Below are 14,376 nucleotides of genomic sequence, written 5' to 3' on the forward strand. Positions count from 1 at the left end.
ATTTGCTAAAGGCGCGGCTCAGGCCGCGTTTTTTTATGCCTGCTGTTTGGTCAAAGCGATAGGCGTTTAAAACATTAGGGGTGTGAAAATAATCAAAAAAATGATCGACGGAAAGGCAACAAAGATCACACTTTGTGGTAATCTTGCCAAAATTGATAGCACAGCCATTCCACCATACCCACAGATAGAGAAAAGGTTACCAATGGACGATAATAAACGCCCGCTATATCTTCCTTTTGCCGGCCCAGCCATTCTTGAAGCACCCTTAATCAACAAGGGGAGTGCTTTTACCGAAGAGGAGCGTATCTTCTTTAACCTCGAAGGCTTGCTGCCCCATGTGATTGAGACTATCGAAGAGCAGGCTTCGCGTGCCTATGATCAGTACAAAAACTTCAGCAATGATCTCGACAGGCATATCTATCTGAGAAACATTCAGGACACCAACGAGACCCTCTATTATCGTTTGGTGCAAAACCACATTACCGAGATGATGCCGATCATCTATACCCCTACGGTTGGTCTGGCTTGTGAGCGTTTTTCGAAAAACTATCGTCGTAACCGTGGCCTGTTTATCTCTTATCCCAATAAAGATCGTATCGACGATATCTTGAATAACTCGACCCGTCAGAAGGTGAAGATCATTGTGGTCACAGATGGCGAACGTATCCTAGGTCTTGGGGATCAGGGGATTGGCGGCATGGGTATCCCTATCGGTAAGCTGTCGCTCTACACCAGCTGCGGTGGTATCAGTCCGGCTTATACGCTGCCCATTACCTTAGATGTAGGCACAGATAACCCGCATCTGCTGGAAGACCCTATGTATATGGGTTGGCGTAATCAGCGTATTGGCGGTGAAGAGTACGCCGAGTTTGTTGAGGCCTTTATGGAGGCGGTCAATAGACGCTGGCCGGATGCTTTGATCCAGTTTGAAGATTTTGCCCAGAAAAACGCCATGCCGCTGCTGGAGCGTTACAAAGACAGATATTGTTGTTTTAACGACGATATTCAGGGCACTGCGGCAGTGACTGTGGGCTCATTGCTAGCGGCCTGTAAGGCGGCGAAGACTAAACTCAGTAAGCAGCGAATCGCTTTTCTCGGTGCCGGTAGCGCAGGTTGTGGTATCGCCGAGGCGATCATCGCCCAGATGGTCTCTGAGGGGATAAGCGACGAGCAGGCGCGCCAGCAGGTCTTTATGGTCGATCGTTGGGGATTGTTGCAAGACAATATGCCTAACCTGCTGCCATTTCAGCAGAACCTGGCGCAAAAGGTGGCCAAGGTTGAGGGCTGGAATACAGAAAGCGAGAACATCTCTCTGCTAGATGTGATGAATAACGGTAAACCAACCGTATTGATTGGTGTATCTGGAGCCCCGGGTCTGTTCAGCGAAGAGATCATCAAGGCGATGCACGCGCACTGTAAGCGTCCTATCATCTTCCCACTGTCTAACCCAACCAGTCGGGTCGAGGCTACGCCAAAAGATATCCTGCACTGGACTAAGGGCCAGGCGCTGGTGGCAACGGGTAGTCCGTTTGAACCTGTGGTGATCGAGGAGCAGACCTATGAGATCGCTCAGTGTAATAACAGCTATATTTTCCCTGGTATCGGCCTGGGCGTACTGGCCTCTGGCGCTAAGCGTGTCAGTAATGAGATGTTAATGGCATCGAGCCGCGCGCTGGCAGAGTGTTCTCCTTTGGCCAAAGACGGGGAAGGCTCCTTGCTACCAGCACTGGAAGATATTCATGCGGTCAGTAAGCATATCGCCTTTGCGGTAGGCAAAGTGGCGATAGAACAGGGTCATGCGCTGCCTTGTAGCGATGAGCTCTTGGTACAGACGATAGAAGATAACTTCTGGACGGCGGAATATCGCCGTTATAAGCGTACCTCTTTCTAAACGCATCATTAAGTGTCTGTATAAAAAGCTGCCCTAGGGCAGCTTTTTTGGCTTTAGGCTTTGATGAAATTTTGCTATTGCTCACAAAGTGTTAATACAAAACATGATCCTGTTTGCACTTCCTTTGTTCGGTATCGTTTTTTAAGTTTCGCTTAATCTTGGCTGGTAAAGCTGGCGTGAGTAACACCCTGTATTTGGTGAGTAAGGCCTTGTCTTGCTCGCCTGTTTGCGCGGTGAAAACGTTAGATTTAGCTATTAAACTTGCTGATACCAGGAGCCCAAGATGAAAAAATTAGCTACCTTAGCCGCCGGCCTGCTTTTTGCCGGTGCTGCCGCTGCTGTCGATTGTAGTGATTGTCACGAGTCAATTGATATCACTATGCATACAGAGTCAGAGGCAACACTCGCGACCTGTAATGATTGTCATGCCTTAGGTGATAACCATGCGCCGGATGCAGAGATTCATATGCCTGAGTTGACCATTAAAGAGTGTACCGATTGCCACGGTATGGAATAAGGCACTGCGCGAGCTGATTTGAGCGCATAAAAAAGGGCCCTCTATGAGGGCCCTTAGATTATGTCGAAATTAACGACAGGTTTTCTTTTGCCAACTGCGGTTTAGTGCAGTTTACGGCGTCCAGCCAACAGGCCAAGTAGACCCAGTGCCAGGAAGCCAAGGCTACCACCCGAGTCACTATCATTTGACTCTTCTGGAACTTCTGGCGCAGGTGCGGGTTCCACACCATCTGAGTTCACTGTTAGCATAAAGCTGGTTGAGTCGGCATCAGACGGATAGGCCATGTCATGCACAGTAACGGTAACCATGGTTTCACCATACCAGTCTTTAGTTGGTGTGATAACAACAGTGTCACCTTCGGTGGTCGCACTGATATTGTCACCACTGACCTGAATACCATTTACAGTGTTTTTCAGATCTGTGTAGGCAACAGTTAGCGTAAGCGTGCTGTTTTCCTCTATGCTTTGGTCACCAATAGCAACAAGCTTCAGGTTGCTTGGTGCACTGATCACTTCCGATACAGTGATCATTTCTGAATCACTGTACTGGCTTGATACGGTAACCGCATTGTCAAGGCCAACGGCGTTAGCCGATACACGAGCAGAGAAGGTGACGGTCAGGCCTGAGCTTTCAGGACCCTGATAGTTAGCACACACCAGCATGCCTTCAGACACTTTCTCGTCCACATTATTAAATGCGAACCCATCGTTTAACCAGCCACCGACAGGGGCAAAGGTTCCACGTTCGCCATAGTAACCATGCAGACCGATAGAGCCGAAGTGAGCATTAAAGGTTTCCATGGACTTATAGCCGAACATCATCTCATGCTGACCCGGAGCAAAATCGATCTTAGTTGAGATAATGGTCTCAATATCGAAGAAGGCATCAGGGTCTGGGTTATTGTTACCCGTGAACCTGTTGCGTACTTCGGTACCACCTTTCCATTGGAAGACATAGTAGTCACCCATGACAGCGCCGTAGACGTTGTTTATTGGTTCACCACGATCCATATCAAAGCGAGGGTCTGACATCATGACGTCACCACGCCAGAGCGGCGCAACTATCGTATCAGGGAAGTCCTGGAAGTTATCGTTGAATTCACGATGATAGTTATAGAATTCAGGCATTTCATCAAACTTCACATAACCAAATGGTGAGATCCCCAAGATATCATGAAGCATATCTTTTTCTGCACCGTATAGCGGTACATGAGGTAACCCATTAGATGACATGTTCAACGTCAAGTAGCGGTTAGAGTAGCCTGTGATACCCATTGCTGAGCTCGGCAGGTTATAACTGAGATCGACATAAAGCTCATCATCGAACTGCAGCTCGCTTGGGACTCGGCAGGTAGCATCTTCGACACTTGTGGTAAATACATAGTGACGCTTAGTCGCGACCGAAGAGGGTTGCACAGCATTAAAGCTAATGGTGTTGCCGTCAACTGTCATCGCCTCGGCATATTCTGGGTAACCGGCAACGCTAATTGAGTCCTCAATAAGCTGTAAGCCTGGGTCTAGCTCGGTGCTCAAGCTGAATTCACGCTCGCCACCGAGTAGGTTCGGGGCAAGTGATACTTCAAACTCGACAATATCGCCTGCTTTGGCCGCGCTTTGGCTGGCGGTCACCTGGGTGTCGCTGCCGCTGTGAATCAGCTGCACCGGAATATAACCTAGGTTGGCATCGTTATAGCTGTCGCTACCAATACCGACATAACCATAGTAGATATCACCCTCTTCTGCGTCGGGTAAATCATAGTTGAGCTGCACACGGTATGGATCCATACCATTGGTCATCTCTGGGCCTGAGGCGACGAGGTTACCTTCGTCTTGGTTACCAATAATGGCTAACGCAAGGGTGAAGTTATCTGCAAGGTTATCTGGGTCCTCATATTCATACTTGTAGTTAGACGCATAGGCCCAGTAGGTGCCCGGCGTAGGGTTGTTGATAGCGCAGAAATCATTACTATCTAGCGTTGAATAACAGATCGCCTCATCTAACCACTGAATGTCAGCATCTTCATTAACGTCTTTACCTAAGTAGATAGCTGCGTAGGCATTATAATCGGCGTTAATGACTTCCCAAACGATACGCTTAGTGCCTTCTGGTACGTCGAAGAAACGTACTACCTGGCCGTCGGCTTCTCGCTCTGCACGGTTAGCATAACCTCTGGCGTCGCTGCGCTTCATCTGCGCATCAATGCGCTCAGCTTTCACTAATCCATTGCTTTCATAGTTAAACTGCTGAATTTCTTCAGTGTGAATTTCAGGTGTCAGCAGATGACCTTGTTTGCGGTGGATCTTACCCATCACATTTTCAGGCATGCTGGTGCCGCTGTAGCGTATGCTTACAGGCAGGTGCTGCATTGGCATGTCGCTGGCACTTGGCGTTAGAGTCACATCACCGAGTAAACGCAGCGAAGATGAGTCAGCACCTGGTGCCTGAACTTCTAGCACTTTTGCCGTTAGTATGATGGATTGCGACTCGCCTGCGGCCAAGGTGAAGCTTGCAGGAGATACCTCCAGTGACAACATGTCAGCCCCTTCCATGGTTAATGCCTTGGCGTCGACCGTCCAAGTACCGTCTTGAGTGGCGGTAAAGGTACGCATCATGGTACAGGTGCCGTTACAGCTTTCATTGAAGAAGTAAGGCAAGTTCAAGCTGCTGACAGTACCACCATTTTTAGGGTTGGCGGCGCGGTAGTTATCGGCAGTTTCATCCATAATCAGGCCGGCCTTGTATGCCTTAGCCACATTGATGACACCGCTACCCGCATCGTTGAAGCTAGCGGCTTCAATGCCATCGGGACGGTAGCTTTCGATACTGCGAGTCACACCCTCTAAGCTTGCGGTGGTCATTAGTGCCGATTGAATTTGCGCAGGGGTCCAACTTGGTTGCGCTTGTTTCAATAGGGCCATGGCACCAGCAACATGTGGGGCAGCCATTGAGGTACCGCTGATCGCATTATAGTCACCTGGCGTACCTACCGCTGTCATTGGCATGTCATCTGCCCAAGCGGCATACACGTCAACACCTGGAGCGGCCAGGTTAGGTGACATTACTTCTGGGTTAGCAAAGTTATGACCACGAGAGGAGAAGTCGGCCACATAATTGGCATCTCGAGTCTTAGTTACTACGGTAGAGGCGGTAATAGTCAGCCTGTGATCGCTGCCGTTAGCCAGCCATTTAGATAGGCCATACCAGTTGTTAGATGCATCGCCATAATAGGCGCTATAAGGCACATGAATGCCAGGGATTACGAAAGGATCGTTAGCGATAGTTTCTGAGCTGCTGGCATTACGTAAGATGATTGCGCCAGCACCACCTGCGGCAACGTTTACGGCTTTATCAACTCGGGCTATATCACCGCGCTTACAGACGACGATAGGCGCCACATCAAATGGTGTTCCATCTGGTGCAACGTCAAAGAAGCCTGCTGGGAAGGGGTCGTTACATTTTTCGTATTGCCAACCATAGGCCTTGGCGTCTACAACCGGACCTGTATAGCTGTCGGTTATCCCGCCGCCCTCAATATCAGCAAGGGGTTGTTCACCACCAGTTACGCCGGTGATCATCTTGCCTTCAACGCCAAACTCACGACTGTGAGTGGTGGCTGCAACTGAGGTCACCCAAGGAGAAAGGTGATCAATGGCGCCATGTCTTTGGCTAGCAACCGTTGGGTCGAAAGAGTTACCTGCAGACGCGGCAACCGAGATACCGGCTTCACGAGCTGCCAAGAACGCCATTTCCATTGGGTCTTCCCAAGGGAAATTACCAAAGGCTTGACCAATTGAATAGTTAATCACATCTACGCCATCGGCAATCGCATCTTCAAGACCTGCGAGCAGCGCAGAGCCAGGGCAGCCGCGAAACTCGTTTAAGGTGCCGTCACCTGGGTGACAAACTTGATACATGATGATGTTGGCATTGGGCGCAACACCCGACATGCGAGGAAGTTCAAGGTTGGTCGCTTTACCATCACTGGTGACGCCAACATCTGTTACCATATATGGCTTATTTAACAGTACGTTACCGGCAGCTGTCGAAGCGGTATGTGAGCCGTGACCATTATAGTCCTCACCATTTTGCGGACGCACAGGCCCAGTGATCTCCCACCATTTTTTATCGGGCTGGAAGCTGGCTTCTGTGTAAGAGTCGGTAATGATAGGGTATGAGCGAACACCAATAAGTTTGTCGTTACACATATTGGCGAACTCTTCTATTTCACAGTCGCCTAAATAGTGCTCGTAACGCGCGGGCAAGGTATGGACATAACCATCATCGCCTTGGGCTGAAAACGACACGTGGTCGGTGTTGATACCGGTATCGAGAACACCTATTACAATGCCTTTACCTGTATAGGCTGTTCCAGTCACTTCACCGGTCCAGAATTTGTCGGCACCTATATGCTGTGGACCCACATCAGTGTGTAGCTCGTAGATCCTTTCACGGGTCACGCTGACCACATTAGGTAGATTAGCCACCTTGGCAGCCTGATCTTGCGTCATGCGCATAGACATACCGTTGAAGGCCAACTGATATTGCGCCAGGGTTTCGTTTGCCCCGACTGTGCTCGATATTTGTGAAATCATCGCATCTTGTTGGGTTTTAAGATGAGAGCGATAAGCTTTCACAGCTGAGCTGTTTAGGTCAATTTTGTTATGTAAATCTGGGCTTAAACTTGCTGGGATCGTATTGCTTCTTGCAGAAGTGGCTTGAAGACCTGCCTTACCGCCCTGGTATAGCGATACCGGCTTGTCTGACAATTCGATAATGTAGGTTTGCTCACCTTGAATATCGGCTTCAAATTGGAATGGCACTTTGCGGTTTTCATCACTAAAGGCGCGGTGTACATTTCGGCCTACAGTCGGTTGAGTCTCTGCCGATGCATCAGGAAAAGCGCGATCGCGAAAACGATCTTCATTAGATCGTATTACCTCGTCGGTGACTTTAATGGGTTTAATTTGAGCGCCAGCTGGCGTCGTTTGTGCGCTTTGTATAGCACTGGCTCCGACAGCGCCAGCATAGATTGCTGCCACTGTCATGAGCGTTATTTTCTTCAATTTCATTGATCGTTCCCTTTTTCTTCTTTTTCAAAGCTTGGGCTTGGGTGCAAAAGTAAGGTACTCGTACAGCTATCGTTTTTATTGGGTATTGGAGTGACAAGCTAATGCGTAAAAGCTATAGGGGTATGCACAAAGTGTATGGCTGGGTAGGGCTGGATCATCAAATCAAGAGGATAACCATCTATCCGTTGGTTTCGAAGCCTGTCAATTGTTTGTTTTGCGGTTCATAGTTCTGATGTTTTTTTGTTTAGCGGTTGAATGTGCTTATTTGGCATGTTGTCGTGGTTGTCGTGATGGGGGCAAACGTCACAGTGTATGTAGCATTTGGTAGCAAACTGATACAAATTGTTAAATTTGTGTTACCGGGGTGGTTTGGGCTGCATATGCCTGGTGAACACTGTTGGTAACTTTTTTAACTCTCTGATTTTATAGTGGTTGATTTTACGATGTTTGAGCCGACACCAATTGGCTGTTAATCGGCATAGGTGTGTGACCCTATTTGTGAGTATTGGCGCCTATGTAACTTCGTCATGCAAAGTGATAGAAATGTTGTTCGAGCATGTTAGGTGCCGGGCTTACTCAAAACCAAAATAAAAACAAAAACAGGGTTTAGTTGATGGAACTACGACATTTAAGGCATTTTATTGTATTAGCGAGGTTAAAGAGCTTTAGTAAGGCTGCCGAAGAGTTACACCTCGCACAGCCATCGTTATCTCGCAGTATTCAGAAGATGGAAGAGCGCTTGGGAGCGAGTCTTTTAGCGCGTGACGAAAAACAATTCGCCCTGACAGAGTATGGCCGTTTAGTCCTGGCACAGGGGGAGTTAATTGTCAGTCAAATGGAATACTTGGAGTCGGAGATCAAGGCTAAGCAGGGAATTGAAAAAGCTAAACTGGTTATCGGTGCTAGCCCCATTCCATCCAACAGTATTATCGGGCCTATAGTAGGTCGCTTTATTCGCGATAATCCAGAGATCTCTTTGGAGCTGAAAGTGGAGAGCTGGAACCGCCTCTACCAACAGTTACTCAAGGGGCACTTGGATATGTTTATCGCCGAGACCAATGCCACCTTGCTTGATCAGCATGATAATCTGGTGACTCAATGCTTGCCGCAATCTCAGGCGATTTTCTGTTGCCGCCCCAACCACCCGTTAACGCGATTAAGCAGGATCTATTTACCCAGTTTACGAGATTATCCTCTCGGGATGCCCAGTGCTATGCCACAACTGCTCAAGCAACGCTTTGAGGATCTTTTTGATGAGGAGCGCCATGATTTTGCGGGACTCGTGAAATACGCACAATTTCAACCTATCAAGTCGGCCATAAAAGAGTGTGATATGGTGGTGATCACGCCCGATATTTCAGTGCGGGAGGAGCTGCTGTCCGGTGAATTGATTGCGCTGGATGTGGTTGGTATTTCCAGTATTAACGCTAGCTATAGTGTCGTCTCGATGAGAAATCGTCGATTGAGTCAGACTGCTTCGCAGTTTATCGAGCTGCTCTTAGGAGATTCAGCCGTCGAGGCCGTGGGGTTTTAGATTGGAATGATGGATTAAAAAGATAAAAGGGCTTTAAAAGCCCTTTTTCAATTTCAAAGCTTAACGTGCCTTGAGGTTGATTTCACCGCTGATGGTACTGACGATAATATCGGCACTACCGTTACCCATCTGGAACTGCAGTGAGCTACCAGGGCCATACTTAGGTCTTTTCGGCTTATCCTGTGTCAGGCGATTGTCGATGTCGCCGCTTGGGCCGCCGTCGATGGCGAAGGTGGCATCCAGGGTTGCCGGTAGGCTAAAGCTGATGTCGCCACTGACACTATCCAAGCTGGCCTTGGTGGCTAGGGCGGATACCGAGAGGTTAAGATCCCCGCTGACGCTTTGAGCCTTGAGGCGATCCACTTTATCTAAGGTCACCTTGGCATCGCCCGAGACCAGCTCGATAGAGACCTGGTCGGCACTGCTGTCGGCGTTAAGTTCACCGCTAACCAGGGTGTAGCTGACCTTGCCCAGACTCTGTTTGTCTTTGATGTTGCCCGATACCGTCTCCAGTTTAAGCTTGCCCTGCAGCCCTTGGCTGCTGATATCGCCCGAGACGGTATTGATGAACACTTGCTCCTTAAGGCTTTCGACCTTAATGTCGCCGCTGACGGTCTGCACATTGATATCGCCCGATAGCTGACTGACCCTGTAGTTGGCCGATACCCCTTCGCTGTTCAGCTTGAGCTTTGCTGGCACCTTGATGGTAAGGCGTGAGCCCTCCTTATTGCTGCCCGAGTAATGGCGAGGCAGTTTATCTTCGATGGAGATAGTGCCGGCTTTTTGCTCTACAACAAGGCCTTCGCTCAGCTCATCTAAGGTGCCTGTGATGGATATGGCGTTCTGATCCCAGGAGAGGATCTCGACGTCGCCGCGCTGCACCTCAAGGTTCAGACGCAGATCGCCTTCGACCTCGATGCGCTTATCCACGCTTTGAGCCGCTAACAAGGATTGGCTCAGTAGTAATAGGGGCATAGCCAGATAGGCGGTTTTAGTTTGCATCTTCATATCATCTCTCCTGTGGTGTCGCGATTGACAGGGAGTTTTTGCCCCTGTTTGATTAACTCTATCTCTCTTTGCTGTGTCCATAGCCACAGCTGCCATAGCTGCTTGTCTGTGGGATTAAGCTTTAGCGCTTCATAGATCTCTTTGGCCGCCGTCCTGAGTTGTTCTATTCCCTGCTCAACCGGTTGGCTATAAGGACTGGTTTTCCAGTCGACCTGCTTGGTTAGGGTGAGGGCGGCGATATTTGTCTGGTGCTGCGCGTCTATGGCGGCCAGGGTATGCAGTAGGGCATCGTTTTGCCCCTCTGGCGCCTCTGGCGAAAAACTTATCTTGCCGAGCAATAGGGCCAGCAGCAAAGTGCTGGCGATGGCCACCGGTCGCCAATAGCTCGGCGAGCTGGCAGTTGGTGCATCGAGACCTTTAGCTATGCTTGGCCAGAGATCGCGCTCAGGCGTCATCTCTGTTGGCGCGTCATGGATAAGGCGCCTTAATGTGTCACCCTTGTTGGCCATTAGATCATCTCCTGCAAAAGTTGTTTTGCCCTGTGGTACTGCGCCTTGCTGGTTCCCTGAGCGATGCTTAGCCGTTTGGCTATCTCATCGTGCTGATAGCCCTCTAAGGCATAGAGCACAAAGACGATACGGGCACGTTCCGGCAGACGTAATATCAGCTTATCCAGTCCATCGTATTCAAGTGGTGCGCTGCTAAGATCGGGTGCCTGCTCGGCCGGCAGCAGCCTGGCCCAGAAACTCTTATGTTTCTTGATGCAGCTTAAAGCCTGATTGACCGTTAGGCTGTGCAGCCAGGTCGTAAACTGACTCTTACCATCGAAAAGCGGTAGCTTCTGCCACAAGCGAACAAAGGTTTCTTGAGTGGCTTCCTCGGCTAATTCCGCTTGGCCCGCCAGGCGAAAACAGAGAGCGTAGACGCGTCTGTGGTGCTGATCGTAAAGTTGCCGAAATGCCGTCTTTTCTCCCTGTTTGGCACGTTCGACCAATACGGCGTCGAGGAGCTGATGAGCATCATCGGGACTCGTAAGTACGCTCAATTCTGTCTTCCCTGTGAATAAACAATACCTATTAGACATGGGTAGGAGTTGAAAAGGTTTAAAGCGAAATGAAAAAAGTTTGGTTTAAGGTATATCAGTGAGCATCGAATGCCAACTCATGACCCGTTGAAGGAGAAGAAGCAGGGCAGCAGAGCTGCCCTAGGGATCAGGATTGTTTCTCAAATACCAGTTGAGCGCCTACCAGGTCGGCCAGTGCCGTGCCAACGGACTTAAATAGGGTTATCGATTGTTCATCCTGGCGTGGGGCAAGCGTGCCGCTGCAAAGGTCGGCCAATTCGCCCTTAACCTGTGATAATTCAAAGACGCCTTCTTTAACCGGAATCAACAGCTCGCCGGCTTCGGCAAATACATTCACCTTGGCATCCACATAGACATCAGAATTCACCACAAGCTTGCTGTCACATTCACGCCTATCCTGATTGTGGTTGCCCACCAGATCCACGTGGGTGCCAGGTTTGACCCAGCTGGAATCGAACAGCGGAGCCGGTGCCCCAGTGGCGCAGCTGATGAGATCGGCTGTGCTAACCGCGCTTTTAAGATCGCAGCAGGCGGTGACATTAATATGCTCAGCCCTGGCCTTAATGGCGATTATGGTTCGGTCGACCTTGGCACTATCACGTCCCCATACGGTAATTTTTTCAATTGGCCTGACGCTGGCGTGGGCAAGCGCCATAAAGGTGGCCAGACGACCTGTGCCAAACAGGAGTAAATGCTTGGTGTCTTGCCGTGACAGGTATTGGCTGGCAAGCGCTGACACCGCAGCGGTGCGCCAATAGGTGACGCTGGTGCCATCCACTAGGGCCTGGGGCACTCCGGTTTCACGGTTAAAGATTAAGATTTTGGAGTAGAGACTCTCGAGATCGGCTGATTTCTTGGGGTTTTCAGGAAAGTAGGTAAAGGCTTTGACGGCGATGGTTTTTTGATTCCAGGCCGGCAGTACGGCAAAAGCATCGCTGTGGCTACTGTTTTCATCCAAGGGAAAAACCTGCCGCTGTGGCATCCTGGCGGGCTTAGCGAATGTTTGTTTGAGTGCTTCTATCAGACTGGGAAAGTCTAGCGCCTGATGTACCGAATCGGCATCGATAACTTGCATACTACCTCCTTTTTTTGTGGATATTGTATGCAAAAAGTCTGGCGATTGAAAGCCTACAGGGTTGACTTTGAATGGGTTCGGCATTTTTTTAAACTGTTAGGTGTTGGAAGTCGCTGATTAAGCGAAAATTAATTAAAGAGTCGTGTATGTAAGTCGATAGTTACTATACTCAATATTGGAAGAGTAAATAGTCTTCCAAGGTCTTAATTGTCGTTGAAGACAAGTAAAGCAATCACTTCAAATTAAAGGATCTTCCCATATGCTCATTCGTCACAAGTTACTCGTTAGCGCGGCAGTGTCTATCTGCTCTGTGATAGCGATGTTTGGTTTGCAGCGCTTTTCGGCGGCGAAGCTGGATGATTTGTCCCATGCTGCACAACAAGTAATTGAACTTGAAAAGGATGTTTTGAGTTTACGTAAAGATGAAAAAGATTTTTTTGCTCGATTAGAACTTAGTTATGTGGATAAACATCAGCGGAAAGCAAAAGAATTAGAGGAGAAAATAGCGACCCTTGGCGATATTTTCGCCCGCAACGATATTGAACAGGGGGATTTACACACTTTTAAACAGAATTTAGTGCGTTATGAATCTATCTTTACCGAGACTGCTAATCTGCAAAAGCAGATAGGTCTAAACCCCAAAGATGGACTTTATGGGGCGCTGCGCAGTGCAGTGCACAATGTCGAGACTTTGGTCAAAGAGAGAAATGAGCCAGAGTTAATGGTGACCATGTTGCAGCTAAGGCGCAACGAGAAAGACTTTATGCTCAGGCGTACCTTAAGCTATGTCGATAGGTTCAATGGCAACCTGACGCTGCTGCGTCAACAGGTGGCGAGTGCCATGCTCAGTGGCGCCGTGAAGAGCGAGCTTAATACCTTGATTAATGATTATGAACAGAATTTTAAGGCGTTGGTGGCTAAGGAGCAGGAGTTTGGGCTGGATAAGGAAACCGGCAAAATGGCGAGTCTGCGAGACAGTATTGCTTCGGCCGAAAAGTCCCTGGTGCAGCTTAATGCGCAGTCTATGGAAGCCATTAGTCGTGCCGAAAGTGCCACAGTGACCATCAGCATCATCATCTTTGTGTTGATCACCTTAGTCTTGATTGGTTTTACCCTGGCGATTATTCGTAGCATCATGGATCCGGTTCAGCGGATCAGCGACGCTATCTCTCGTATCGAAGAGACCAAAGATTTGACCCTGAGGTGCGACACCAAGGTGGATGATGAGATCGGTCAAATCGCGCGCCATTTCAACAGCATGGTCGAGTCATTTCAATCCTTAATTAAAGAGGTATTAACCTCGGTTGAGGTGGTGAATCATTCTTGCCAGGAACTTTCTCAAAATTCGCTGCGAGCCTCTGAAGGAGTGGGGCGTCAGCTCAATGAAACCGACATGGTCGCGACTGCGATAACCGAAATGGGTGCCACCATAGACGAGATCGCCAGCAACACTGAGCTGGCAGCCGAACGTGCTGGGAATACCCATGATAATGCCCAGCAAGGTCAGATGGGGGTTGAGCAGACGATAGAGAAGATCCAGGCATTAGCCGCACAGTTGACGGACTCAGCTCAGGTGGTTTCTGAGTTAGAGAAAGACAGCGAGACTATAGGCAGTGTGCTGGATGTGATTCGCGGCATTGCCGAACAGACCAATTTATTGGCATTGAACGCGGCGATTGAGGCTGCTCGGGCAGGTGAACAGGGGCGCGGTTTTGCCGTGGTGGCCGATGAAGTGAGGAGCCTGGCGATGCGAACCCAAGAGTCAACCGAAGAGATTGCCGGTATTATCCAGACACTTCAGAGCCGTACTCGCTCTATTGTGCAGTTAATGGAAGCCACACAAAAGCAGGGCGTAGAGAGTGCCGACCAAGCAGCAAGTGCCGGTGCCTTGCTTGAGCAGATCAATACTGATGTGACTAACATCATGGATATGAGTACTCAAATTGCTGCGGCGATTGAGGAGCAGAGCATGGTGGCTTCGGAGGTGAACAAGAATGTAGTGGTTATTCGCGATATCGCTGCCGAGTCGGCCCAAGCCGCAGATGACAATGCTAAGTCTTCCGATGAGGTAAAAGCGCGAACCGAAGTGCTCTATCAAGCGGTGAGCCTGTTTAAGATATAAGCGGTTAACGGAGAAAGGGGGCTTAGGCCCCTTTTTTTATGAAATTTATTCGTGAAATGCGGGGTTTATACTCAAA

Annotated in this window: 9 protein-coding genes; 4 read left to right on the top strand and 5 right to left on the bottom strand. The window is 49.2% G+C overall.

What is annotated here, in order from left to right:
* Positions 1 to 202: 202 nt before the first annotated feature.
* Positions 203 to 1,891, top strand: a complete 1,689-nt coding sequence (locus tag CFF01_RS04465; protein ID WP_088904010.1) for an NAD-dependent malic enzyme — start codon at positions 203 to 205, stop codon at positions 1,889 to 1,891.
* 283 nt (positions 1,892 to 2,174) lie between these two features.
* A complete protein-coding gene (locus tag CFF01_RS04470; protein ID WP_088904011.1) occupies positions 2,175 to 2,408 on the top strand; it encodes a hypothetical protein in 234 nt (77 codons plus the stop codon).
* 101 nt (positions 2,409 to 2,509) lie between these two features.
* Here the strand turns inward: CFF01_RS04470 and CFF01_RS19360 are convergent, their stop codons facing one another.
* Positions 2,510 to 7,477 (bottom strand): S8 family peptidase, encoded by a 4,968-nt coding sequence (locus CFF01_RS19360; RefSeq protein ID WP_088904012.1) that lies wholly within the window; start codon positions 7,475 to 7,477, stop codon positions 2,510 to 2,512.
* 613 nt (positions 7,478 to 8,090) lie between these two features.
* Here CFF01_RS19360 and CFF01_RS04480 point away from each other — a divergent pair.
* The gene (locus CFF01_RS04480; protein ID WP_088904013.1) at positions 8,091 to 9,011 is read left to right on the top strand and encodes a LysR family transcriptional regulator; all 921 of its coding nucleotides are present in this window, start codon (positions 8,091 to 8,093) and stop codon (positions 9,009 to 9,011) included.
* A 60-nt stretch (positions 9,012 to 9,071) separates the two neighbouring features.
* On the opposite strand, the gene CFF01_RS04485 is transcribed toward CFF01_RS04480, so the two are convergent.
* The 4 genes from CFF01_RS04485 to lhpI form a co-directional block, all read right to left on the bottom strand.
* Positions 9,072 to 10,019 (bottom strand): DUF4097 family beta strand repeat-containing protein, encoded by a 948-nt coding sequence (locus CFF01_RS04485; RefSeq protein WP_052125884.1) that lies wholly within the window; start codon positions 10,017 to 10,019, stop codon positions 9,072 to 9,074.
* Positions 10,016 to 10,528, bottom strand: a complete 513-nt coding sequence (locus tag CFF01_RS04490) for a hypothetical protein (RefSeq protein WP_088904014.1) — start codon at positions 10,526 to 10,528, stop codon at positions 10,016 to 10,018. Before CFF01_RS04490 ends, CFF01_RS04485 begins: the two co-directional genes overlap by 4 nt.
* Positions 10,528 to 11,103: an RNA polymerase sigma factor gene (locus tag CFF01_RS04495; protein WP_088904015.1), complete on the bottom strand. Its 576-nt coding sequence runs from the start codon at positions 11,101 to 11,103 to the stop codon at positions 10,528 to 10,530. The genes CFF01_RS04490 and CFF01_RS04495 overlap by 1 nt, the downstream gene beginning before the upstream one ends.
* 127 nt (positions 11,104 to 11,230) lie before the next feature.
* On the bottom strand, positions 11,231 to 12,178 hold the full coding sequence (gene lhpI / locus CFF01_RS04500) for a bifunctional Delta(1)-pyrroline-2-carboxylate/Delta(1)-piperideine-2-carboxylate reductase (RefSeq protein ID WP_088904016.1): 948 nt from the start codon (positions 12,176 to 12,178) through the stop codon (positions 11,231 to 11,233).
* Between the two features lie 259 nt (positions 12,179 to 12,437).
* On the opposite strand from lhpI, the gene CFF01_RS04505 reads away from it, so the two are divergent.
* The gene (locus CFF01_RS04505; RefSeq protein WP_088904017.1) at positions 12,438 to 14,300 is read left to right on the top strand and encodes a methyl-accepting chemotaxis protein; all 1,863 of its coding nucleotides are present in this window, start codon (positions 12,438 to 12,440) and stop codon (positions 14,298 to 14,300) included.
* The last annotated feature ends 76 nt before the right edge of the window (positions 14,301 to 14,376 follow it).

Origin of the sequence: Shewanella marisflavi (genome assembly GCF_002215585.1) — a bacterium.
In the GTDB taxonomy this organism is placed as follows: domain Bacteria; phylum Pseudomonadota; class Gammaproteobacteria; order Enterobacterales; family Shewanellaceae; genus Shewanella; species Shewanella marisflavi.

Bases quoted from the DNA above. Each gene is read 5' to 3' on its own strand.
- CFF01_RS04480 (WP_088904013.1), top strand. From the start codon at position 8,091: ATGGAACTACGACATTTAAGGCATTTTATTGTATTAGCGAGGTTAAAG.
- CFF01_RS04485 (WP_052125884.1), bottom strand. From the start codon at position 10,019: ATGAAGATGCAAACTAAAACCGCCTATCTGGCTATGCCCCTATTACTA.
- lhpI (WP_088904016.1), bottom strand. From the start codon at position 12,178: ATGCAAGTTATCGATGCCGATTCGGTACATCAGGCGCTAGACTTTCCC.
- CFF01_RS04470 (WP_088904011.1), top strand. From the start codon at position 2,175: ATGAAAAAATTAGCTACCTTAGCCGCCGGCCTGCTTTTTGCCGGTGCT.
- CFF01_RS04490 (WP_088904014.1), bottom strand. From the start codon at position 10,528: ATGGCCAACAAGGGTGACACATTAAGGCGCCTTATCCATGACGCGCCA.
- CFF01_RS04495 (WP_088904015.1), bottom strand. From the start codon at position 11,103: ATGTCTAATAGGTATTGTTTATTCACAGGGAAGACAGAATTGAGCGTA.
- CFF01_RS04505 (WP_088904017.1), top strand. From the start codon at position 12,438: ATGCTCATTCGTCACAAGTTACTCGTTAGCGCGGCAGTGTCTATCTGC.
- CFF01_RS19360 (WP_088904012.1), bottom strand. From the start codon at position 7,477: ATGAAATTGAAGAAAATAACGCTCATGACAGTGGCAGCAATCTATGCT.
- CFF01_RS04465 (WP_088904010.1), top strand. From the start codon at position 203: ATGGACGATAATAAACGCCCGCTATATCTTCCTTTTGCCGGCCCAGCC.